The sequence below is a fragment of the Streptomyces sp. AMJ-169 genome, assembly GCF_055597585.1.
Genome location: NZ_JBVLTJ010000017.1, coordinates 77,816 through 100,375 on the forward strand (window position 1 = coordinate 77,816; position 22,560 = coordinate 100,375).

General features: G+C 71.6%; 19 protein-coding genes. 11 read left to right on the forward strand and 8 right to left on the reverse strand.

Annotated elements, in window-relative coordinates; all coding sequences use genetic code 11:
• The first annotated feature begins 36 nt into the window (after positions 1–36).
• On the forward strand, positions 37–2,340 hold the full coding sequence (locus tag ACYUD3_RS32935) for a mannosyltransferase YkcB-related protein (RefSeq protein ID WP_470978169.1): 2,304 nt from the start codon (positions 37–39) through the stop codon (positions 2,338–2,340).
• A 243-nt stretch (positions 2,341–2,583) separates the two neighbouring features.
• Complete coding sequence (locus tag ACYUD3_RS32940) at positions 2,584–3,390, forward strand: endonuclease I family protein (RefSeq protein WP_470978172.1); 807 nt, start codon at positions 2,584–2,586, stop codon at positions 3,388–3,390.
• A 40-nt stretch (positions 3,391–3,430) separates the two neighbouring features.
• Here the strand turns inward: ACYUD3_RS32940 and ACYUD3_RS32945 are convergent, their stop codons facing one another.
• Positions 3,431–3,634: a hypothetical protein gene (locus tag ACYUD3_RS32945; RefSeq protein WP_470978176.1), complete on the reverse strand. Its 204-nt coding sequence runs from the start codon at positions 3,632–3,634 to the stop codon at positions 3,431–3,433.
• Between the two features lie 147 nt (positions 3,635–3,781).
• On the opposite strand from ACYUD3_RS32945, the gene ACYUD3_RS32950 reads away from it, so the two are divergent.
• The gene (locus ACYUD3_RS32950; protein ID WP_470978178.1) at positions 3,782–4,378 is read left to right on the forward strand and encodes a DUF7691 family protein; all 597 of its coding nucleotides are present in this window, start codon (positions 3,782–3,784) and stop codon (positions 4,376–4,378) included.
• A 119-nt stretch (positions 4,379–4,497) separates the two neighbouring features.
• Here ACYUD3_RS32950 and ACYUD3_RS32955 read toward each other — a convergent pair whose 3' ends face one another.
• From ACYUD3_RS32955 to ACYUD3_RS32965, 3 genes are read right to left on the reverse strand one after another with little or no spacing between them, the layout of a single operon-like run.
• The gene (locus ACYUD3_RS32955) at positions 4,498–6,183 is read right to left on the reverse strand and encodes a thiamine pyrophosphate-binding protein (RefSeq protein ID WP_470978181.1); all 1,686 of its coding nucleotides are present in this window, start codon (positions 6,181–6,183) and stop codon (positions 4,498–4,500) included.
• Entirely contained in the window at positions 6,180–7,151 is a 972-nt protein-coding gene (speB, locus tag ACYUD3_RS32960) for an agmatinase (protein ID WP_470978184.1), read from the reverse strand. Before speB ends, ACYUD3_RS32955 begins: the two co-directional genes overlap by 4 nt.
• 50 nt (positions 7,152–7,201) lie before the next feature.
• Positions 7,202–8,668, reverse strand: coding sequence for a sodium:solute symporter family protein (locus ACYUD3_RS32965; RefSeq protein ID WP_470978189.1), 1,467 nt, complete (start codon positions 8,666–8,668; stop codon positions 7,202–7,204).
• Between the two features lie 144 nt (positions 8,669–8,812).
• Here ACYUD3_RS32965 and ACYUD3_RS32970 point away from each other — a divergent pair, with 144 nt between their 5' ends.
• Together ACYUD3_RS32970 and ACYUD3_RS32975 are read left to right on the forward strand one after the other, a co-directional pair.
• Positions 8,813–10,285: a PucR family transcriptional regulator ligand-binding domain-containing protein gene (locus ACYUD3_RS32970; protein ID WP_470978192.1), complete on the forward strand. Its 1,473-nt coding sequence runs from the start codon at positions 8,813–8,815 to the stop codon at positions 10,283–10,285.
• Positions 10,286–10,358: 73 nt separating this feature from the next.
• Positions 10,359–11,144 (forward strand): phosphatase, encoded by a 786-nt coding sequence (locus ACYUD3_RS32975; protein WP_470978195.1) that lies wholly within the window; start codon positions 10,359–10,361, stop codon positions 11,142–11,144.
• A gap of 47 nt (positions 11,145–11,191) precedes the next feature.
• On the opposite strand, the gene ACYUD3_RS32980 is transcribed toward ACYUD3_RS32975, so the two are convergent.
• From ACYUD3_RS32980 to ACYUD3_RS32995, 4 genes are all read right to left on the reverse strand, one after another.
• Positions 11,192–12,064: an acyl-CoA thioesterase gene (locus ACYUD3_RS32980; RefSeq protein WP_470978198.1), complete on the reverse strand. Its 873-nt coding sequence runs from the start codon at positions 12,062–12,064 to the stop codon at positions 11,192–11,194.
• An 88-nt stretch (positions 12,065–12,152) separates the two neighbouring features.
• Positions 12,153–13,310, reverse strand: a complete 1,158-nt coding sequence (locus ACYUD3_RS32985; protein ID WP_470978201.1) for an acyl-CoA dehydrogenase family protein — start codon at positions 13,308–13,310, stop codon at positions 12,153–12,155.
• Positions 13,311–13,421: 111 nt separating this feature from the next.
• Entirely contained in the window at positions 13,422–13,997 is a 576-nt protein-coding gene (locus tag ACYUD3_RS32990; RefSeq protein WP_470978204.1) for a Uma2 family endonuclease, read from the reverse strand.
• A 20-nt stretch (positions 13,998–14,017) separates the two neighbouring features.
• Entirely contained in the window at positions 14,018–14,605 is a 588-nt protein-coding gene (locus tag ACYUD3_RS32995; protein ID WP_470978207.1) for an SACE_7040 family transcriptional regulator, read from the reverse strand.
• A gap of 86 nt (positions 14,606–14,691) precedes the next feature.
• On the opposite strand from ACYUD3_RS32995, the gene ACYUD3_RS33000 reads away from it, so the two are divergent.
• The 6 genes from ACYUD3_RS33000 to ACYUD3_RS33025 all read left to right on the forward strand — a co-directional run bounded on the left by ACYUD3_RS33000 (position 14,692) and on the right by ACYUD3_RS33025 (position 22,493).
• Positions 14,692–16,308: a carboxyl transferase domain-containing protein gene (locus ACYUD3_RS33000; RefSeq protein WP_470978210.1), complete on the forward strand. Its 1,617-nt coding sequence runs from the start codon at positions 14,692–14,694 to the stop codon at positions 16,306–16,308.
• Between the two features lie 5 nt (positions 16,309–16,313).
• On the forward strand, positions 16,314–18,326 hold the full coding sequence (locus tag ACYUD3_RS33005) for an acetyl/propionyl/methylcrotonyl-CoA carboxylase subunit alpha (RefSeq protein WP_470978213.1): 2,013 nt from the start codon (positions 16,314–16,316) through the stop codon (positions 18,324–18,326).
• Positions 18,319–19,296 carry a hydroxymethylglutaryl-CoA lyase gene (locus ACYUD3_RS33010; protein WP_470978216.1) on the forward strand — a complete coding sequence of 326 codons (978 nt, stop codon included), beginning with the start codon at positions 18,319–18,321 and terminating at the stop codon, positions 19,294–19,296. The genes ACYUD3_RS33005 and ACYUD3_RS33010 overlap by 8 nt, the downstream gene beginning before the upstream one ends.
• On the forward strand, positions 19,296–20,456 hold the full coding sequence (locus ACYUD3_RS33015) for an acyl-CoA dehydrogenase family protein (protein ID WP_470978219.1): 1,161 nt from the start codon (positions 19,296–19,298) through the stop codon (positions 20,454–20,456). The genes ACYUD3_RS33010 and ACYUD3_RS33015 overlap by 1 nt, the downstream gene beginning before the upstream one ends.
• 134 nt (positions 20,457–20,590) lie before the next feature.
• Entirely contained in the window at positions 20,591–21,643 is a 1,053-nt protein-coding gene (locus tag ACYUD3_RS33020; RefSeq protein WP_470978222.1) for an ABC transporter substrate-binding protein, read from the forward strand.
• A gap of 37 nt (positions 21,644–21,680) precedes the next feature.
• Entirely contained in the window at positions 21,681–22,493 is an 813-nt protein-coding gene (locus ACYUD3_RS33025; RefSeq protein ID WP_470978224.1) for a siderophore-interacting protein, read from the forward strand.
• Positions 22,494–22,560 lie beyond the last annotated feature (67 nt).

The window sequence follows — 22,560 nt, forward strand, 5'->3', positions numbered from 1 at the left end:
CAGCGGTCGCCAACCCCGGCCGACCAGCATGCTGGGGTGACTTCTGCCACCGATCCCCACCCCCACACGACCGTGTCCGCCGATCCCCCGCCGCCGGGCGACCCCGCGGCGCCGCCGGACAAGGCGCCGCGCTGGTCCCTGCCCGCGCTGCTCGCGATCCTGGTCCTGGCGGCGGTCCTGTACTCCTGGAACCTCTCCGGGTCCGGCCTGAACAGCTTCTACAGCGCGGCGGTGCTCAGCGGCACCGAGAGCTGGAAGGCCTGGTTCTTCGGCTCGCTGGACGCCGGCAACTTCATGACCGTCGACAAGCCGCCGTTCGCGCTGATGGTCATGGGCCTGTCCTGCCGGATCCTCGGCTTCGGCACCTGGCAGATGATGCTGCCGATGATCGCGGTCGCGCTCGGCACGATCTGGCTCGTCCACTCGACGGTGAAGAAGGCCTGGGGCCACGGCGCGGCGACCGTCGCGGCGCTGGTGCTCGCGCTCACCCCGATCACCGTCGCCATCAACCGCGACAACAACCCCGACACGCTCCTGGTGTTCCTGATGGCGGCCGGTGCGGCCCTCGCGCTGCGCGCCGTCGACAACGGCAAGGTGCTGCCGCTGCTCGGCTCGGCGGCCTGCTTCGGCTTCGCCTTCAACACCAAGATGCTCCAGGGCTACATCGCCCTCCCGGCCGTCTTCGCGGTCTACCTGTACGCCGCGAAGCCCAAGTTGGTGAAGCGGATCGTCAACCTGGCCCTCGCGGGCGTCGTGCTGGCGATCTCGTCCTTCTGGTGGGCCGCCGCGGTCTCCCTGGTGCCCGCCTCCGAGCGCCCCTACATCGGCGGCTCGACGGACGGCACGGCCTGGGACCTGATCATGGGCTACAACGGCCTGGGCCGCGTCTTCGGCGGCGACGGCAACATGGGCGGCGGAGGCGGCGGGGGCGGTGGCGGCGGCGGCTTCTCCGGCACCGCGGGCATCGGCCGTATGTTCAACGACATCCTCGGCGGCCAGATCTCCTGGCTGCTGCCGTTCGCCGCGATCGCGTTCGTCGGCGCGCTCGTCCTGTGCGGACGCGCCCCGCGCACCGACCTCACCCGCGCCACCCTGCTGGTCTGGGGCGGCTGGCTGGGCCTGCACTTCCTGACCTTCAGCATGGCCGAGGGCACCATGCACCCGTACTACACGACCGCCATGGCCCCCGGTATCGCGGCCCTGTGCGGCGGCGGTGGCGCGATGCTCCTGCGCGCCCTGCGCACCGACAAGCGCTGGGTGTGGGTGCTCCCGCTGGCCCTCGGTACGACGGCGGTCTGGGCGATCGTCCTGCTGCGCCGCGCCTCCGGCTGGAACACCTGGCTGTGGCCGGCGATCGGCGTCGTCATGGCGCTCGCCGTCGTCGGGCTGATCCTCTTCCGCTCCGGCACGAAGACCCGCCTGCTCGCGGCGTCTATCGCGGCGGCGGTCGCGGCCTCGGTCGCGGGCCCGGCGGCGTACGCCTGGTCGGTCCCGTCCGGCACGGGCGGCGGCATGGGCGGCACCAACCCGACGGCCGGGCCCAGCACGGGCAGCGGCGGCTTCGGCGGGGGTCCCGGCGGGGGCGGCCAGCGCGGCGGCATGGGCGGCGGGTTCCCTGGCGGGCAGGAGGGCCAGGAGGGCGGCATGGGCGGGTTCCCGGGCGGCGGGCAGGGTCAGGCCGACGGCCAGGGCGGTCAGGGCGACGGTCAGCAGGGCGGCGGGAGCGGGGAACTGCCCGGCGGGCAGGCACCCGGCGGCACCGGCTCCGAGGCGGGTTCGGGCTCCGGCTCCGAAGCGCGCTCCGCGCCCGGCAACTCCGAGGCCGGCGAGGCCGGTTCGGGCGCCGGCGGCATGACCGGCGGCGGCCCCGGCGGGGGCGGCATGGGCGGCGGCATGGGCATGGGCGGCGCGAACAGCGAGCTGATCACCTACCTGAAGAAGCACCAGGACGGCGCCAAGTGGCTGCTGGCGGTGTCGAGTTCGCAGAGCGCGGCGCAGCTCATCCTCTCCAGCAAGGAGCCGGTGATCTCCATGTGGGGCTGGTCCGGCAGCGACAAGGCGATGACCCTCGCCAAGCTGAAGGAACTGGTCAAGAAGGGCGAGCTGCACTACATCCAGCTCGGCGGCGGCATGGGCGGCGGCGGGATGGGCGGCGGCTCGAACGTCACCTCCGAGGTCACCGCGTGGGTGCAGGCGCACGCGACGGCGGTGAAGGAGAGCGAGTACAGCAAGAGCGCGTCTTCCACGGCGAGTTCGGGTACGACCGAGTCCGGCACCGAGTCCTCGTCCACGTCGAACACCTCGACGATCTACCGCCTGGACCCGTCGGACCTGAACTGACCCCAAGGTCCCACCACTCCACGGAAGCGGCCTCCCCACCTCGGCGTGGGGAGGCCGCTTTACCGTTTTGCCGTTACCGGAACCGCGGTTTGTGCTTCGCGGGCGGTCAACTCGCGTAGATCGCCACCGATTTGCCGTTTCTTGACACTGGATGGACACGTCGCATTCATTTACATGACTGCATGTCCATGCCACTCTCCCATCTGGCGCCGCTCCTCAACCCGCGTAGATGGGACACTCGTTATGCTGGCGACACGCATCCGCCGCCGCTGGAAGTCAGTGGCTCTGACGACCGCGACGGTCCTGGTGGGCCTCACCGCCCCCGTCGTGACCGCGACCCCGGCCGCCGCGACGACCACGGCGTACGACGCGACGTACTACAAGAACGCGGTCGGCAAGACCGGTACGAGCCTGAAGTCCTCGCTGCACACGATCATCAGCAGCCAGACGAAGATCTCGTACTCGGCCGTCTGGGACGCGCTGAAGGCGACCGACCAGGACCCGAACAACAGCAGCAACGTGCTGCTGCTGTACAGCGGCGTCTCCCGCAGCAAGTCGCTCAACGGCGGTGCCGTCGGCGACTGGAACCGGGAGCACGTGTGGGCCAAGTCGCACGGGGACTTCGGCGAGGTGACCGGTCCCGGCACCGACCTGCACCACCTGCGTCCGGCGGACGTCCAGGTCAACAGCACGCGCGGGAACCTGGACTTCGACAACGGCGGCAGCGCCGTCACCAACGGCGGCGGCAGCAAGTCCGACTCGGACTCCTTCGAGCCGCGCGACGCGGACAAGGGTGATGTCGCCCGCATGATCCTCTACATGGCCGTGCGCTACGAGGGCGACGACGGCTTCGCCGACCTGGAGCCGAACGAGAAGGTCGGCAACGGCAGCAACCCGTTCATGGGCAAGCTGTCCGTCCTGAAGGCGTGGAACGAGCAGGACCCGCCGAGCGCCTTCGAGGAGCGCCGCAACCAGGTCATCTACGACACCTACCAGCACAACCGCAACCCGTTCATCGACCACCCGGAGTGGGTCGAGGCGATCTGGTAGAAACCGCGCGGGCCCTCCCCGGTCAGGGGGAGGGCCCGTCTCAGTCCGCGCGCGCCCGGACGGCGGAGACCAGCGCGCCGACCGCGGCCGAGGCGGCGATCACCCCCGCCGCCAGCAGCCCGTAGTAGACCCCGCCGGGCAGGAACCCGCCGGCGAGCAGCAGCGCGAGCACCGACCCCGCCGCCGCGAGCGCGAGCAACGCCAGTGCCGGCGCCGGAACTTGCCTCCCCTGCCCGTCCAACATCCCCTCCGTACAGCTCGCCCACAGCTTCCGCCCACCCTACCCGGCCCCCTCGGAAACCCCGATTCCCTTTTCCACAACGGGAGTTGGCCTTCCCCCGGGGTACAGCGGATCATGTGCTGTCCACGGACCGCGAGGGGAAGGACGACGGTGGGTTACGCCCTGGAGATGAGCGCGGGGGACATGCGCGAGGTCGTGCGGCTGCTGACGGCGGTGGAGCGGACGGCGGAGCAGGAACGCCGGCTGGACGCCGTGCGCGAGCGCTGCCGGGCCGCCGACACGCGGCTCAAGGGACGCGGGGTCGTCTACGACGTCTCCGTCACCCGCGCGCTGGACGAACTCGCCGAAGGGGCGCCGAGCACCTCGATGTGCCCGTCCTACACGCACGCCTTCCGCGAGGTCGTCGCCGTCTGCTTCGCCGGCCCCACCGACTTCGGCAGCTGGCGCCGGATGTCGTGGTTCCAGACCGTCTCCAACGAGCTGACCCGGTGCGGCGTACCCGTCGAACTCCTCCCGGACACCTTCCTGTTCACCGGACCGCCGCTGCGGCTGCCGCACCCCGGCGACATCCGTCCGCAGATCGGCACGCTGTCCGTGGAGCGGGCCCGCGCCGCCGGGGAGGCGTACACGGCAGCCCTCGACCGGGTCCGTCCCGACGTCCAGGACACGGTCGGCCGGTTCGCGGAGGTGTTCCGGGCGGAGGGGATGCGGCGGGCGGGGGACACGCTGTTCTTCTGGTTCGACTGAGGCTTGCCGCCCGCTGATTGAGGCCCGCCACCCGCCAGCTGGAGCCAGCCGCCCGCCGATTGAGCCTCGCCGCCCACTAACTAGGGCTCGCCACCTCCCAGTTGCGGCCCCCAAAGACCTCACCCCACATGCGTGGCCCCGAACATCCGCAGCACCGCCGGCAGCACCACCACCGAAGGCCCCGGCTCCGCAAGCGACTTGGCGAGGTCCGCCGCCAAAGACTCCGGTGTCGTCCGCACCCCCGGCACCCCGAACGACTCCGCCAGCGCGACGAAGTCCGGCCGCGCCAGCTCCGTCCCCGTGGCCTCCCCGAACTCCCCGGTCATGTACTCCCGCAGAATCCCGTACCCCCCGTCGTCGACGATCAGCCACGTCACGTCCAGCCCGTACTGCCTGGCCGTCGCCAGCTCGGCGATCGAGTACAGCGCGCCCCCGTCCCCCGACACCGCCAGCACCGGCCGCGTCGGATCGGCGGCGGCCGCACCGAGCGCGCCCGGGAACGCGTACCCGAGCCCCCCCGAACCCTGCGCGGAATGCATCAAGTTGGGCCCGCCGGCGTCGAACCCGGCCCACGCCCAGTACCCCAGGATCGTCATGTCCCAGAAGGACGCGGCCCCGCGCGGCAGGGCTCGCCGTATGGACTCCAACACCCCCTGCTCCAGATCGAGTCGCTGCGAGGCCAGCCGCGCCTCCACCCGTTCGAGCAGCCCCCGCACCCGCGCGGGCGCGCCCTCGTCCACCCGCTCCGGAACCGTCTCCAGCAACGCCTGCAAGGCGAGCCGCGCGTCCGCGTGGATGCCCAGCGCCGGATGGTTCGACTCCAGCTTCCCGAGGTCCGCCTCGATCTGCACGACCCGCCCGCGCGGCGCGAACGTGTGGTAGTTCGAGGAGAGTTCACCGAGCCCGGACCCGACGACCAGCAGCACGTCGGCGTCCTCGAGGAACTCGGTGGTGTACCGGTCCTCCACCCACGACTGCAACGACAGCGGATGCCGCCAGGGGAACGCCCCTTTGCCGCCGTACGTCGTCACGACCGGCGCGGACAGCCGCTCGGCCAGCTGACGCAGCTTCCCCGAGGCGTCGGAGCGGACCACCCCGCCGCCCGCGATGATCACGGGCCGCTCCGCGCGGGCGAGCAAGTCGGCGGCGACGGCGGTGAGTTCGGGGCGCGGCGCCAGCTCCTCGGGGGTCGCGTCGCCGCCGGTCACCACGGGGATGGAGGTCGGCGCGGACAGCACGTCCTGCGGGATCTCCACCCACACCGGGCCGTGCGGAGCGGTCAGCGCGGAGCGCCAGGCGCCGGCGATCGCGGAGGGGATCTGGGAGGCGGTGCGCGCGGTGTGCACGGACTTCACCACGCCCCTGAACGAGGCGGCCTGGTCGGGGAGTTCGTGGAGATAGCCGTGCCGCCCGCCGCCGAGCCCGGCGCGCGGCACCTGGCTGCTGATCGCGAGCACGGGCGCCGACGCGGCGGCGGCCTCCTGGAGCGCGGCGAGCGAGGTCAGCGCGCCGGGCCCGGTGGACAGCAGCAGCGGCGCGGCCTCGCCGGTGACCCGGCCGTACGCGTCGGCCGCGAACCCGGCGTTGTTCTCCACCCGCAGGCCGACGTACCGCAGGTCCGAGCGGCGCAGCGCGTCGAACATGCCGAGGGCGTGCTGTCCGGGCAGGCCGAAGACGGTCGTCGCGCCGAGCCCGGACAGGGTCTCCATGACGAGGTCGCCGCCGATGCGCCCGGCGGGCGGGTTCAGCGCGGCCTCGGTCTGGGCGGGCGTCGGGCGGAGCACCAGGTCATGGTCGTGAGTCACTGCGTACGGGCCTCGGCAATCTGGCGGGACATGAGGGTGACCAGTTCGTAGGCCGTGTGGGAGGCGGCCACGGACGTGATCTCGGCGTGGTCGTACGCCGGTGCAACCTCTACCACATCGGCCGAAACGAGGTTGCACCCGGACAGGCCGCGCAGGATCTCCAGGAGTTCGCGGGAGGTCATGCCGCCGGCCTCGGGGGTGCCGGTGCCGGGCGCGTGCGCGGGGTCGAGGCAGTCGATGTCGATCGACACGTACAGCGGCCGGTCCCCGACCCGCTGGCGCAGCTGGTCGGCGATCTCGTCGACGCCGCGCCGCATGACGTCGGCGGAGGTGACGATCCCGAAGCCCATCTTCTCGTCGTCGGTGAGGTCCCGCTTGCCGTACAGCGGGCCGCGCGTGCCGACGTGCGACAGCGCCGAGGTGTCCAGGATGCCTTCCTCGACGGCCCGGCGGAACGGGGTGCCGTGGGTGTACTCGGCGCCGAAGTAGGTGTCCCAGGTGTCGAGATGGGCGTCGAAGTGCAGCAGCGCGACCGGCCCGTGCTTCTTGGCGACCGACCGCAGCAGCGGCAGCGCGATGGTGTGGTCCCCGCCCAGCGTCATCAACCGGGCCCCACTGTCCAGGAGTTGGTCAGCTGCTGCCTCGATCGTCTCGACCGCCTCATGGATGTCGAACGGGTTGACGGCGATGTCCCCGCCGTCGGCGACCTGCGCCAGCGCGAACGGCGAGGCGTCCTGCGCGGGGTTGTACGGCCGCAGCAGCCGCGACGCCTCCCGGATCGCGTTCCCCCCGAACCGCGCCCCCGGCCGGTAGGACACCCCGGAGTCGAACGGCACGCCCACGACGGCGACTTCGGCCCGCCCGCCGACCTCGTCCAGCCTGGGCAGCCGCGCGAAGGTCGCGGGCCCGGCGTACCGGGGGATGCGCGAGGAGTCGACGGGCCCGCGCGGCGTCTGGTTGTCAGCCATGGTCAAGTGCCTTTCCTGTACAGCCTGTTGAGCTATTCCCCGAACGCTCGCTACGACGAGGTCGCCGCCGCGGAGAGCTGATGATCCGTCACTTCCGGTCCCCGCCCGGCCAGTCGCTCACGCCAGCTGGCCAGCACGGCCGCGTCGGTCGGCGGCGTCAGCAGCGACACGGCGGCATAGGCGGCGAGGGACGCCAGCAGCCCGTAATACACCGGCTCGTTGGCGAGCACCCCGTACCCCGCCATCAGCCCGACGACCGCGCCGCCGCCCACCAGCACCGAGGCCAGCGCGCCCTGCACGGTCCCCCGCTTCCACAGCAGCCCGCCGAGGATGGGCACCAACAGGCCGCCGACGAGGAGGTTGTAGGCGACGGTGAGCGCCTCGACGACGTCGTTCAGCGCGACCGCCGTACCGATCACGGCGACGCCCATGACGAGGATGAACGCCCGGTTCCCGGCGATCTCGTCGTCCCCCTCCGACGAAGCCCGCCCCTTGAGCCGCGCCCAGATGTCGTTGTTGGCGACCGTCGCACAGGCGATCAGCGCCCCCGAGGACGTCGACATCACCGCGGCCAGCGCCGCCGCCAGCACCAACCCCCGTACGCCGACCGGCAGTTCGTCCTTCACGATGGTCGCGAACGCGTCGTCCGCCGAAGCCAGGTCCGGATACAGCACCTTGGCCGCCGTACCGATGACGGCCCCCGCGAGCGCGTACGCCAGGCAGTACGTCCCGGCGACCGTCCCGCCCCACTTGGCCGTCCGGTCGTCGCGCGCGGTGAACACGCGCTGCCAGATGTCCTGCCCGATCAGCATCCCGAACGTATAGATGAGGACGTACGTGAAGATGGTCTCGCCGCCGATGCCCAGCGGGTCGAAGTACGACGTCGGCAACTGGTCCCGCATCGCGCCGAAGCCGCCCGCCTTGACGACGGCGATCGGCAGCAGGAGCAGCAGCACGCCGATCGTCTTGACGACGAACTGGACCATGTCGGTGAGGGTGATCGACCACATGCCGCCGAGCGTGGAGTAGGCGACGACGACCGAGCCGCCGAGGACGATCGCGAGGGTGCGGTCCATGTCGAAGAGGACGTCGAAGATCGTGGCGTAGGCGATGGTCGAGGTGACCGCGAGCATCAGCGTGTACGCCCACATCACCACCCCGGAGACCACCCCCGCGCGTCCGCCGCCGTAGCGCAGGTCGAGCATCTCCGAGACCGTGTACACCTTCAGCCGGGCGATGCGGGCGGAGAAGAAGACGGACAGGGCGAGCAGGCCGAGGCCGATGGTGAGGACCATCCAGGCGCCCGACAGGCCGTACTTGTAGCCGAGGCCGACGCCGCCGATGGTGGAGGCGCCGCCGAGGACGAGCGCGGCCATCGTGCCGGAGTACAGCGCGGGCCCGAGCCGCCGCCCGGCGACCAGGAACTCGCTCTTGGAGCGGGCGCGGCGCATGCCCCACCAGCCCATGGCCAGCATCCCGGCCAGATAGAGGGCGATCACGGTGTAGTCGACGGCCATGGAGAGCCTTTCGCGCTGATGCCGTGCCGCTGTGGGCACTCGGTGTCGCCTGCGGGTGACGTTCCGACCTTAGGTGGCCGGAAAGCGACTGCGAAGTGTACGTTTCCTCCACCACGGCGCTCCCGGGAGGAGGAAACGCACACCATGCCGACGGAAAACGCCGTCCCGCCCACTCCCCCGGTCCCCCTGGCCGCCCTCCTGGCCCAGGAGACCCTGGCCCTGCGGCAGATCGCGGGCCCGGTGGACCCGGCGACGGTCCTGCACGGCGCGCACGTCTCCGAGATGGCCGACCCCTACCCGTACCTCCTGGGCGGCGAGCTGCTGCTGACGGCCGGCGTCCACATCCCGGACGCGGCGGGCTCGGGCACGTACTTCGACGACTACGTCTCCCGGATCGTCGCCGCCGGCGGCGCGGCCCTGGGCTTCGGTGTCGCCCCGGTGCACGACACGGTCCCGCGCGCCCTGGTCGCCGCCTGCGAGGCGTACGGGCTGCCGCTGATCGAGGTCCCCGAGCGCACGACGTTCGCCGAAGTGGCGCGCGCGGTCTGGCAGTTGATGGAGCGGGCCCGTACCTCGGAGCTGCGCCGGGTGACCGAGGCGCAGCGGGGTCTGACGGCCGCCGCCTCCCGCCCCGACCCGGCCCCCTCGGTCCTGCGCCAGCTCGCGCGGCGCCTCGGCGGCGGCGCGGCGCTGTACGGACCGGAGGGCACGGAGGTGCTGGCCGCGGGCCGCGAACCGGCGCCCGGGATCCGTGCGGCGCTGGCCCGGCTGGCAACGGTCGTCCGCCCGGACGGCAGCGCCTCCACGGCCACCGACACCCTCTCCGGCACCCACCTCACGGCCTACGCGCTGGGCCCGTCCCGCGGTTTCGTCCTCACCACCGCCGCCCCCGGCCGCACCCCGGGCGACCACACGATCACCTCGGTGGCGGCGGTCCTGCTGACCCTCCTGACCGCCGAACAGCGCGGCGGCACGAGCGCGGGGCGTACGTCGGCGCTGGTCAGGCTGCTGCTGGGGGCGGCCCCCGAGGAGGTGGCCCCGCTGCTGGGCGCCGCCCGCTGGAGCGTCGCGCACGCCCGCAGAAACGGCCCGCCCCCGGACCAGCTGGCCGCGTCGGCGCTCGGCACGGCGCTGGGGACGGCCCTGGTGGACGTCGCCGACGGCGTCGTACGGCTGCTGCTGCCCGGTGGGGAGGCGGCGGCGCCCGAGGGGTGGACGCTCGGGGTGAGCGCGCCGGCCGGGGCCGGGGAGCTGGGCGTGGCCGACGGGCAGGCCGCGCGGGCGCTCGCGCGGGCCGTGGCGACGCGGACGGCGGTGGTGCGCCACTCCGCGCGCGAGGGGCTGGCGGGGCTGGTCGCGGCGGACGATCTGCGGGCGTACGCGCGGGAGTTGCTCGCGCCGCTCGCACAACTCCCCGTGCTGGCCGAGACGTTGCGCACCTGGCTCTCCCTGCACGGGAGTTGGGACCGTACGGCGGTGGCGCTCGGGGTGCACCGCAACACCGTGCGGCAACGGATCGCGCGGTGCGGGGTGTTGCTGGGGACGGACCTGGACGATCCGGACGTACGGATGGAGTTGTGGTTCGCGCTCAGGGAACGCGCCGGCGCCGGGGCATGATCGCCGGAGTGACCCGCGTCCCAGCGGGGTGAAGGGCGCTGACGCGCACAGGCCGCTGGCCCAGAATGGGGGTATGCCGATACCCCGGATTCCGACCCGCAGCGAGCTCGTCGAACACCTGGTCAAGACCCGCGTCGCGGGACAGGTCGCCACGCCGCGCGAGAACAACCTCTCCCACTACCGCCAGCTCGCCAACGGGGTACGGGGGTACTGGCTCGGTCTGGAGCTCGGGGACCGGTGGGCCGACGAGCAGGACGTGCTGGCGGTGATGGCGGAGCGGGTCGGCGTGAACGACGACCCCGAGTACCGCTACGGGCAGGACACCATCGACCCGGAGCTGACCGTCGACGCCCTGGACCGGATGGCGGCCCGGCTGCGCAAGGCGGCCGACGGCAAGCAGCGGGTGCTGTTCGCGACCGGGCACCCCGGGGGCCTGCTGGACGTGCACCGCGCGGTCGCCGCCGCCCTGAAAGCGGCCGGCTGCGACATCGTCGTCATCCCCGACGGCCTCCAGACCGAGGAGGGGTACGTCATGCAGTTCGCCGACGTCGCCGTCCTCGAACACGGGGCGACCCTCTGGCACACCCACTCCGGCGAGCCGATGCGGCAGATCCTGACGGCCCTGGAGCGCACCGCCCGCCCGCTGCCCGACCTGGTCGTCGCCGACCACGGCTGGGCGGGGTACGCCGGCCAGCACGGCATCGACTCCCTGGGCTACGCCGACTGCAACGACCCCGCGCTGTTCCTCGCGGAGTCGGAGGGGACCGTGCAGGTGGCGGTGCCGCTGGACGACCATGTGCCGAGCCCGCGGTATTACGACCCGATGGTCGCGTATCTGTTGGCGGAGGCGGGGTTGTAGGAGGCCGGCTGTAAGGGGCGCCCTCCATGGCGAGGGACCCTTACAGGTCAGCGGGGGACCCTGACGACGCCCTCCTGGATCACCGAAACCGCCAGCTCCCCCGCGCGCGTATAGATGCGCGCCTGCCCAAGTCCCCGTCCGCCGTGCGCCGACGGGGACTCCTGGTCGTACAGCAGCCACTCGTCGGCCCGGAACGGCCGGTGGAACCACATGGCGTGGTCGAGGGAGGCGCCGACGACGTCCCCGACGGCCCAGCCCCCGCGCCCGTGCGCGAGCAGGATCGAGTCCAGGAGGGTCATGTCGGAGACGTAGGTCGCGAGGACGACGTGCAGGAGGGGGTCGTCGGCGAGTTTGCCGTCGGTGCGGAACCAGACCTGGGTGCGGGGTTCGCGCGGGGTGCCGTACTCGCCGTAGGGGGGCGCCTCGACGTGCCGGAGGTCGATCGCCTCGCGGGCCTCCAGGAGCCTGTCCACGACGTCCTGGGGGAGGTGTCCGTAGTCGCGCAGCCGTTCCGGGCCCGTGGGGAGGGTCTCCGGGTCGGGGGCGGGCGGCATGGGCGCCTGGTGGTCGAGGCCGTCCTCGTGGACCTGGAAGGACGCCGACAGGGCGAAGATCGGCCGCCCGTGCTGGACGGCGACCGCGCGGCGGGTGGTGAAGGAGCGGCCGTCGCGCAGGCGTTCCACCGTGTAGACGATGGGGGCGCCGGGGTCGCCGGGGCGCAGGAAGTAGGCGTGCAGGGAGTGCGGGAGGCGCTCGGGCGGGACGGTGCGGCCGGCGGCGACGAGGGCCTGGGCGGCGACCTGGCCGCCGAAGACGCGGGGGACGACGGCGGAGCGGGACTGGCCGCGGAAGATGTCCTCCTCGATCTGTTCGAGGTCGAGCAGATCGAGGAGGTCCTGGAGGGCGGGGGCCTGGTTCATGGCAGCGTGTTTCTAGTAGCGAGAACTGTGCGGAGAACTTTCAGGAACCCTGCCTGTTGATGCGTCTCGCGGGTGAAAGCCGGCCCGCTCAGAGCCCCATGTTCTTGGCGATGATCGACTTCATGATCTCGCTGGTGCCGCCGTAGATGCGGTTGACGCGGTTGTCGGCGTACAGGCGGGCGATGGGGTACTCGTTCATGAAGCCGTAGCCGCCGTGCAGCTGGAGGCAGCGGTCGATGACGCGGTGGGCGACCTCGGTGCAGAACAGCTTGGCGGAGGCGGCCTCGGCGGGGGACAGCTCGCCCTCGTCCAGGGCCTCCAGCGCGCGGTCGGCGACGGCCTGGGCGGCGTCGACCTCGGCCTGGCAGGCGGCCAGCTCGAACTTGGTGTTCTGGAAGGCGGCGACGGGCTGGCCGAAGACGACGCGCTGCTGGACGTAGTCCTTGGCGAACCGGACGGCGGCGGCGGCCTGCGCGTAGGCGCCGTAGGCGATGCCCCAGCGCTCGGAGGCGAGATTGTGGCCGAGGTAGGAGAAGCCCTTGTTCTCCTCGCCCAGGAGGTCCTCGACGGGCACCTTGACGTCGACGAAGGCCAGCTCGGCGGTGTCGGAGGTCTTCAGGCCGAGCTTGTCGAGCTTGCGGCCGACGGAGTAGCCCTCGGCCTTGGTGTCGACGACGAAGAGGGAGATGCCGTAGCGGCGGTCCTCGGCGGTCGGGGCGGCGGTGCGGGCGCAGACGATCATGCGGTCGGCGTGGACGCCGCCGGTGATGAAGGTCTTGGCGCCGTTGAGGACGTAGTGCGTGCCGTCCTCGCTGAGCTTGGCGGAGGTCTTCATGCCCGCGAGGTCGGAGCCGGTGCCCGGCTCGGTCATCGCGATGGCCCACATCTCCTCGCCGGAGACGAACTTGGGCAGGTAGCGCTTCTTCTGCTCGTCGTCGGCGAGCAGCTTGACGTAGGGCAGCCCGAGCAGCGTGTGCACCCCGGAGCCGCCGAACGAGACACCCGCGCGGGCGGTCTCCTCGTAGATGACGGCCTCGAACTTGTACGAGTCGATGCCGGCGCCGCCGTACTCCTCGGCGACCTGGATCCCGAAGACGCCCAGCTCGGCGAGCTTGTAGTAGAACTCGCGCGGCGCCTGCCCCGCGGCGAACCACTCGTCGTAGACGGGCACGACCTCGGCCTCGATGAAGTCCCGGAGGGTCTCCCGGAACGCCTCGTGATCCTCGTTGAACACCGTACGGCGCACGCCGCCACCTCCAGCTACCCGTCTAAGCGCTTGCTCAGAGTCGAGCGTACCGGCGAGTAGGCAGGAGCGCCAGAGATGCAAGTCACTCTGGGGCCACGTGCCCGCGTGGCGTCAGTTCCCGGCTTTGCCGTAACGACGGAACTGGTCCGTCTCGACGGTCCAGGGACCGAAGGGGACGGAGTCGCCGAAGATGTAGGACTCCTTGCGGGTGTAGCGGCCCTTGCAGGGGTCGGAGTGGACCTCGATGGTCCCTACGCGCGGGTCGACGATCAGGTAGTGGGCGATCTCCATGGCCGGGTAGTCGGCGAGCTTCTGGATGTAGTCGTTGTCGGGATTGGACGGCGAGACGATCTCGACGACGGCCAGCACCTGAGTGGCATCGACGGCGATGCCTTCTTCATCGAGAACGCCCTCGGGGATGACGATCGCGTCGGGGAGGCGCATACGACCGATCGCCGGGTGCTCGATCTCGGGACCGCTCTCGCAGATATAGCCAGGGTGTGTGTCGAGAAGCTGCTCGTCCAACTGCTTACGGATACGTCGGATCGTGCCCTCGTGCCGCTTCGACGGGCACATCATGGCCAGTATCGGGCCCGATGCGCCGATCTCGACACTCCAGGTCCCTTCGAGCTGTTCGGCAAAGGCCCCGAGCTCTTCGGCGATCGCGCGCATCTTCGCGTAGTCCATACCGCCCAGAGTAGTGAGAACTACTCCCCCGCCGCCGCCTCGAACGCCCCCCGCGCCATCCGGTGCAGCAGCCCCGCCGTCGCCCCCCGCCCGGGGAGGGTCCCCGCCCGCCCCAGGTGCGGGGTGGAGTTCAGGAGGCCGAAGACCGAGTGGACGGCTGAGCGGGCTGTGGGTTCGGGGAGGTGGGGGTAGCGTGCGCGGACCGATTCGACCCACAACTCGACGTACTGGCGCTGGAGTTGGCGGACGAGTTTGCGGTCGCTGTCGCGGAGGCGGTCGAGTTCGCGGTCGTGGAGGGTGATCAGGGGGCGGTCGTCGAGGGCGAAGTCGATGTGGCCCTCGATCAGGGAGTCCAGGGCGGCCTCCGGGGAGGCCTCCGTGAGGCGGTGCCGCGCGCCGGTCAGGAGGCGCCCGCTGATGCCGACCAGGAGTTCCGCGAGCATCGCGTCCTTGCCGGGGAAGTGGCGGTAGAGACCGGGGCCGCTGATGCCGACGGCGGCGCCTATCTCGTCGACGCCGACGCCGTGGAACCCGCGCTCGGCGAAGAGGCGGGCGGCCTCCTTGAGGATCTGCTCGCGCCGCGTGGGGATGTCGGTTCTGCTGGCCATGCGAATGATTCTAGACAGGCCTGTTAGCGGTCGTTAACATGAGAGCCATGGGTTAACGCTCATTAACACGAGGAGGGGACTGCGCGATGGAGCAGGCACCGGTGCTGGCCGGCGCGGCGGACCCCGCGTCGGAGGCCTGGCGGGCCAACGAGGCGGCGCACCGCGAGCTGGTCGCCGAACTGCACGCCAAGCTGGCCGCGGCCCGCCTGGGCGGCGGCGAGAAGGCCCGCGCCCGGCACACGGCCCGCGGCAAACTCCTCCCGCGCGACCGCGTGGACACCCTCCTGGACCCCGGCTCCCCCTTCCTGGAGCTGGCCCCGCTCGCCGCCGAGGGGATGTACGACGGCCAGGCCCCGGCCGCCGGGGTCATCGCCGGCGTCGGCCGCGTGAGCGGGCGCGAGTGTGTGATCGTCGCCAACGACGCGACCGTCAAGGGCGGCACGTATTACCCGATGACCGTGAAGAAGCACCTGCGCGCGCAGGAGGTCGCCCTCGACAACCGCCTGCCGTGCATCTACCTGGTCGACTCGGGCGGCGCCTTCCTCCCCATGCAGGACGAGGTCTTCCCCGACCGGGACCACTTCGGCCGCATCTTCTACAACCAGGCGCGCATGTCCGGCGCCGGAATCCCGCAGATCGCCGCCGTCCTGGGTTCGTGCACGGCCGGCGGGGCGTACGTCCCGGCGATGAGCGACGAGGCGGTGATCGTCCGAGGTCAGGGCACGATCTTCCTGGGCGGCCCCCCGCTGGTGAAGGCGGCCACCGGAGAGGTCGTCACGGCGGAGGAGCTGGGCGGCGGCGAGGTCCACGCGCGGGTGTCGGGCGTCACGGACCACCTCGCGGAGGACGACGCGCACGCCCTGAGGATCGTCCGCACCATCGCCGCGACCCTCCCCGCGCGCGGGGCCCTCCCCTGGGAGGTGAAGCAGTCCGTGGAGCCGAAAGCAGACCCGCAGGGTCTCTACGGCGCCGTCCCCGTCGACCCCCGTACCCCTTACGACGTACGGGAGATCATCGCGCGCATCACCGACGGCTCGCGGTTCGCGGAGTTCAAGGCGGAGTTCGGGCAGACCCTGGTGACCGGCTTCGCCCGCATCCATGGCCATCCGGTCGGCATCGTCGCCAACAACGGCATCCTGTTCTCCGAGTCGGCCCAGAAGGGCGCCCACTTCATCGAGCTGTGCGACCAGCGCGGCATCCCCCTGGTGTTCCTCCAGAACATCTCGGGCTTCATGGTCGGCAAGGCGTACGAGGCGGGCGGCATCGCCAAGCACGGCGCGAAGATGGTGACGGCCGTGGCGTGCACGCGGGTGCCGAAGCTGACGGTCGTGGTCGGCGGCTCCTACGGCGCGGGCAACTACTCGATGTGCGGCCGGGCCTACTCCCCCCGCTTCCTGTGGATGTGGCCCGGCGCGAAGATCTCCGTCATGGGCGGCGAACAGGCCGCCTCGGTCCTCGCGACCGTCAAGCGCGACCAGCTGGAGGCGCGCGGCGAGCAGTGGCCGGCCGCCGAGGAGGACGCCTTCAAGGCCCCGGTCCGCGCCCAGTACGACCGCCAGGGCAGCGCCTACTACGCGACGGCCCGCCTCTGGGACGACGGTGTGATCGACCCCCTGGAGACCCGCCAAGTGCTGGGCCTCGCCCTGACCGCCTGCGCCAACGCGCCGCTGGGAGATCCCCAGTTCGGCGTCTTCAGGATGTGAGGACCATGTTCGACACCGCACTGGTCGCCAACCGGGGCGAGATCGCCGTCCGCGTGATCCGCACCCTGCGCGCGCTGGGCGTGCGTTCGGTGGCGGTGTACTCGGACGCCGACGCCGACGCCCGCCATGTCCGCGAGGCCGACACCGCCGTACGCATCGGCCCCCCGGCCGCGGCGGAGAGCTATCTCCAGGTCGAGCGGATTCTGGAGGCCGCCGCGCGGACGGGGGCGCAGGCCGTTCACCCGGGGTACGGGTTCCTCGCGGAGAACGCGGGGTTCGCGCGGGCCTGCGCGGACGCCGGGCTGGTGTTCATCGGGCCGCCGGCCGAGGCCATCGCGCTGATGGGCGACAAGATCCGCGCGAAGGAGACCGTCGAGGCGGCCGGGGTGCCCGTCGTCCCCGGCGGCCGTGACCCCGAACTCGCCGAGGCCGCCCGCGCGTTGGGCGCCCCGGTGCTGCTGAAGCCCAGCGCGGGCGGCGGCGGCAAGGGCATGCGCCTGGTGCGCGACCTGACCCTCCTGGACGACGAGATCGCCGCCGCCCGCCGCGAGGCCCGCGCCTCCTTCGGCGACGACACGCTCCTGGTCGAACGCTGGGTCGACGGCCCCCGCCACATCGAGATCCAGGTCCTGGCCGACGCGCACGGCAACGTCGTCCACCTCGGCGAGCGCGAGTGCTCCCTCCAGCGGCGGCACCAGAAGGTGATCGAGGAGGCCCCCAGCGTCCTCCTGGACGACGGGACACGGGCCGCGATGGGCGAGGCGGCCGTCCAGGCGGCGCGCTCCTGCGGGTACCGGGGCGCGGGGACGGTCGAGTTCATCGTCCCGGGCGAAGACCCCTCCCAGTACTGCTTCATGGAGATGAACACCCGCCTCCAGGTGGAACACCCGGTCACCGAACTCGTCACCGGCATCGACCTGGTCGAGTGGCAGCTGAGGGTCGCGGCCGGCGAGCGACTGCCCTTCGGGCAGCAGGACATCACCCTCACCGGCCACGCCGTGGAGGCCCGCGTCTGCGCAGAGACCGTCTCGGTCAAGGAGGGCGCCCGGGGCTTCCTCCCCTCCGGCGGCAGCGTCCTGAAGCTCGCCGAACCCCAGGGCGACGGCGTCCGCACCGACTCGGGCCTCAGCGAGGGCACCGAGGTGAGCAGCCTGTACGACCCGATGCTCGCCAAGGTCATCGCCTACGGCCCCGACCGCGCGACCGCCCTGCGCAAGCTCCGCGCGGCCCTCGCCGCCACGGTCACCCTGGGCGTCCCCACCAACGCCGGCTTCCTGCGCCGCCTGCTGGCCCACCCGGCGGTCGTGGCGGGCGAGCTGGACACAGGCCTGGTCGAGCGCGTGATGGACGACCTGGTGCCGGCGGAGGTCCCGGAGGAGGTGTACGAGGCCGCGGCCGCCGTACGCATGGAGGCGCTGCGGCCCGCCAAGGAGGGGTGGGTGGACCCGTTCTCGGTGCCCAGCGGCTGGCGGCTGGGCGGGGCGGCGAAGCCGGTCTCATTCCAGCTGAGGGTGCACGAGCCCCGGGAGTACGTCCCGCGCGGCGCCCATACGGTCACCGCCGGCGAGGTCTCCGTCACCCTGGACGGCGTCCGCCACACCTTCCACCGCGCGGCGGACTGGCTGGGCCGCGACGGCGACGCCTGGCAGGTGCGCGACCACGATCCGGTGACCGCCTCCCTCACGGCCACCGACCGCGCGGGCGCGGACGCGCTGACCGCGCCGATGCCGGGGACGGTGACGGTCGTCAAGGTGGCCGTCGGCGACGAAGTCACCGCCGGGCAGAGCCTGTTGGTGGTGGAGGCGATGAAGATGGAGCACGTCATCGCGGCCCCGCACGCGGGGACGGTCACCGAGCTGGACGTGACCCCGGGGACGGCCGTGACGATGGACCAGGTCCTGGCCGTCGTGACCCCCAAGGAAGACGCCCCGCGCGAAGACACCCCCCATGAAGACGCCCCACGCGAGAACGCCCCGCGCGAGACGGCCACCCCCCGCGAGGAGGCCCCGAATGCCTGACCCCGCGCTCCCCATGACCGTCGCCGTCCAAGACCTCCCCGCCCGCGTCCGCATCCACGAAGTGGGCGCCCGGGACGGCCTCCAGAACGAGAAGACGGCCGTCCCGACCGCCGTGAAGGCGGAGTTCATCCACCGCCTGGCCGCCGCGGGCCTGACGACGATCGAGGCGACGAGCTTCGTCCGCCCCGACCGGGTCCCCCAACTCGCCGACGCGGAAGCCCTGTTCCCCCAGCTCGCCGACCTGAAGGCCACACACCTCCCGGTCCTCGTCCCCAACTCCCGTGGCCTGGACCGCGCCTTGGCCCTCGGCGCGACCAGGATCGCCGTCTTCGCGTCCGCCACCGAGTCCTTCGCGAAGGCCAACCTCAACCGCACGGTGGACGAGGCGCTGGCCATGTTCGAACCGGTCGTCGCGACGGCGAAGGAACACAAGGCCCATGTCCGCGGCTACCTCTCGATGTGCTTCGGCGACCCCTGGGAGGGCCCGGTCCCGGTCCACCAGGTCGTCCGCGTCAGCAAGGCCCTGTACGACATGGGGTGCGACGAGCTGAGCCTCGGGGACACGATCGGCACCGGCACCCCAGGGCACGTCTCGGCCCTCCTGAACAACCTCAACGAAGCCGGTGTCCCCACCTCCGCGCTGGGCGTCCACTTCCACGACACCTACGGCCAGGCCCTCGCGAACACCCTGGCCGCGCTCCAGCACGGCGTCACCACGGTCGACGCCTCCGCCGGCGGCCTCGGCGGCTGCCCGTTCGCGAAGTCCGCCACCGGGAATCTCGCCACCGAAGACCTCGTGTGGATGCTCACCGGCCTCGGCATCGAGACCGGCGTCGACCTGGGCCGTCTCGTCGCCACGAGCGCGTGGATGGCCGGTCACCTGGGCCGGCCGAGTCCGTCCCGCACCGTCCGAGCCCTCTCTCACAAAGACGAGGACTCCAAGGACCACCCGGACCGGAAGGACCTGTGATGGACCACCGCCTCTCCCCCGAACTCGACGAACTGCGGCGCACGGTCGAGCAGTTCGCGCACGACGTGGTCGCCCCGAAGATCGGCGACTTCTACGAGCACCACGAGTTCCCCTACGAGATCGTCCGCGAGATGGCCCGCATGGGCCTGTTCGGCCTGCCGTTCCCGGAGGAGTACGGCGGCATGGGCGGCGACTACTTCGCCCTGGGCGTCGCCCTGGAGGAGCTGGCCCGCGTGGACTCGTCGGTGGCGATCACCCTGGAGGCGGGCGTCTCCCTGGGCGCGATGCCGATCCACCTCTTCGGCACCGCCGCGCAGAAGCAGGAGTGGCTGCCCCGCCTGTGCGCGGGCGAGATCCTGGGCGCGTTCGGCCTGACCGAGCCGGGCGGCGGCAGCGACGCGGGCGCGACGCGCACGACGGCCCGCCTCGACCCGGAGACGGACGAGTGGGTGATCAACGGCACGAAGTGCTTCATCACCAACTCCGGTACGGACATCACGGCGTTGGTGACGGTCACGGCGGTCACCGGCCGCAAGCCCGACGGCAAGCCGCTGATCTCCTCGATCATCGTCCCGTCCGGCACCCCGGGCTTCACGGTCGGCGCCCCTTACTCGAAGGTCGGCTGGAACGCCTCGGACACCCGCGAGCTGTCGTTCCAGGACGTGCGGGTGCCGGCGGCGAACCTGCTGGGCGAACTGGGCCGGGGCTACGCGCAGTTCCTGCGCATCCTGGACGAGGGCCGGATCGCGATCGCCGCGCTGGCGACGGGGCTCGCGCAGGGCTGTGTGGACGAGTCGGTCAAGTACGCCAAGGAGCGCGAGGCGTTCGGGCGGCCGATCGCGGCGAACCAGGCGATCCAGTTCAAGATCGCGGACATGGAGATGCGGGCCCACACCGCGCGGCTGTCCTGGCGGGACGCGGCGGCCCGGCTGGTGGCCGGTGAGCCGTTCAAGAAGGAGGCGGCGCTGGCGAAGCTGTACTCGTCGACGGTCGCGGTGGACAACGCGCGGGACGCGACGCAGATCCACGGCGGCTACGGCTTCATGAACGAGTATCCGGTGGCCCGGATGTGGCGGGACTCGAAGATCCTGGAGATCGGCGAGGGCACCAGCGAGGTCCAGCGGATGCTGATCGCAAGGGAGTTGGGGATCGCGGGCTGACATTCCAAGCCCCACAGGGCCTTCACGGCTTTCGTTCCAAGGAACCTGCCCCCTGGACATCTACTGAGGTTAGGCTAACCTACCTTTCGTTCCGTCCGGCGGAGTTCCGCACGTCCGAAAGCAGCCCTTACCTGATGCCCAACGCCAGAGCCACCCACCTCACCCGCCGGGGCGTCCTCGCCGCCGGCGGCGCCCTCGGCCTCGGTGCCGTCCTCGCGGCCTGCGGGGACGGCGACGCGAAAAGCAGTGGCCCGGACGCCTCGGCGAGCGCGTCGGCCGCCAAGTCGGGCCCCTGGACGTTCAAGGACGACCGCGGCACGACCGTGCGGCTCGACAAGATCCCCGCGACCATCGTCGCCTTCACGGGCGCCGGCGCCGCGCTGTACGACTACGGCATCGAGGTGAAGGGCGTCTTCGGCCCGACCAAGAAGAGCGACGGCACCGCCGACGTCCAGGCCGGCGACATGGACGTCTCGAAGCTGACCGTCCTTGGCAACGTCTGGGACGAGTTCAACGTCGAGAAGTACGCGGCCCTCGCCCCGGACGTCCTCATCACGACCATGTTCGACAGCGCCGGCACCCTCTGGTACGTCCCCCAGGCGTCCAAGGACAAGATCGCCAAGCTGGCGCCCAGCGTGGGCATCTCCGTCTACGACCGCCAGCTGACCGCGCCGCTCCAGCGGATGTGGGAGCTGGCCGAGTCGCTGGGCGCGGACATGACCGCGACGAAGGTGACCGAGGCGAAGCGGCGCTTCGAGACCGCCGCGACCCGGCTGCGCGCCGCCGCCAAGGCCAAGCCCGAGATCAAGGTCCTCGCCGGTTCGGCGAGCGAGCAGCTGTTCTACGTCTCCGGCTCCGACCTCTCCGTCGACCTGGAGTACTTCAAGGCGCTCGGCGTGAACTTCGTCGAGCCCCCGGCCGCGGTCCTGAAGGCGAGCGGCGGCTGGTTCGAGCCGCTCAGCTGGGAGAACGTCGACAAGTACCCGGCGGACGTCATCATCATGGACGACCGCACCTCGGCCATCCAGCCCGCCGCGATCACCGAGGCCACCTGGAAGAAGCTCCCCGCGGTCAAGGCCGGCCAGGTCATCTCCCGCTCCCCCGAGCCGATCCTGTCGTACGCCAAGTGCGCGCCGCTGCTGGAGTCGCTCGCCGAGGCCATCGAGAAGGCCAAGAAGGTCACCTGACCGATCCGTTGAATCCGCAGGAGGAGTCAATTCCCTTATGCCGACCGCCGTCGAGTCCCCGTTTCGTTTCTTCTCCCTTCACGTCACGCGGACTCGGCGGATTTCTCCGTCGCTGGTCCGTGTCACTTTCGGCGGAGAAGAACTTCAGCATTTCCTTTCTCTCGGCCACGACCAGTCCCTCTCGCTCTTCGTCCCGCATCCCGGACAGAGCGCGCCCCAAGTCCCCGTCGAATTGGGCGACGGCTGGTGGCAGGGCTGGCGTGAACTCCCCGATGACGCACGGGCCGTGATGCGCTCGTACACCCTGCGCGCGCTGCGCCGGGACCCCGATGAGATCGACATCGACTTCGTGCTGCACCGGCCGGCCGGGCCCGCGTCCGGGTGGGCCGAGCGGGCGGCGGCCGGGGACCGGGTGGTGCTGCTCGGTCCCGCCGTCGCCGACAACCGGGCGATCCGGTTCCGGCGGCCCGACGACGCCGACCTCGTCGTCCTGTGGGGTGACGCGACCGCGCTGCCGGCCATCGCGGCCGTGCTCGAAGCCCTTCCGCCGCGGCAGACCACGCGGGTCTGGATCGAGATCGGCGCCGCCTCGGACGTCGTGGACCTCGCCGCGCCGGCCGGTACCGAGATCAACTGGATCGTCGGCGAAAGCTCTCTCGAAACGCTCCGCGCGGCCCAGCTCCCGCCCGCGGAGCTTCCTTATGTCTGGATCGCCGGGGAATCCGGATCGGTGAAGGCGCTGCGGCGGCATTTCGTCCAGGAGCGCGGGTTCGACCGGCGACGCATCACTTTTGTCGGTTATTGGCGGCAGGGAATGTCGGAGGAAGAGCTGCGCGCCTCAGGCGAATGACAGCCCGTTCATAAACTCCGGGAAAAACGTGATCACGCTCACGGCAGGCCCAGAATTTCGGACGGTG